Genomic DNA, 478 nt, shown 5'->3' with positions numbered 1-478 from the left:
GCCGCTTCATGCACAAAACCGGTGAAGCCCTGCCAGTCATCCCCCTCTTCAGGCGCATTCAATGCCGGAACATAGGTGAAGTTGGCAAACTCCCGGTCGAGGTTTTCAAACAGCGTCCGGTTATACAACTCAGAGAGATTGCGCGCCCCCTGCAACAGGGTAATCGGACGGCTGTCGCCCTCCTCCAGCAGTTCCAGAATCATCGATTGCGGGCTGGATAGCCCCGAACCACCGGCGATAAAGATCGCGCCCTGATCATCCGATTTGCGCACAAAAAACTGACCATAGGGACCACTCACATCCAGGGTATCCCCCACCTCCAACTGCTGATGCAGGTAGGTAGTGCCCGCCCCGCCCGGCACTAAACGCACATGCAGTTCCAGTGTGGTGGCATCGGAGGGTTTGTTGGCGATAGAGAACGCCCGGCTACCCTCCACGCCCGGCAGCTTCAGGTTGATATACTGACCGGCCTGAAATG

1 protein-coding gene is annotated in these 478 nt (G+C 57.7%); it reads right to left on the bottom strand.

From position 1 onward, the window contains the following. Positions 1-478, bottom strand: a 478-nt coding sequence (locus JW499_RS21660) for an FAD-binding oxidoreductase (protein WP_232846579.1), incomplete at both ends; no start/stop codon positions are given.

Source organism: Amphritea pacifica (genome assembly GCF_016924145.1).
In the GTDB taxonomy this organism is placed as follows: Bacteria; Pseudomonadota; Gammaproteobacteria; order Pseudomonadales; family Balneatricaceae; genus Amphritea; species Amphritea pacifica.
Note: the sequence above shows the minus strand (reverse complement) of the source record. Positions and strands in the feature narration are given on the sequence as shown.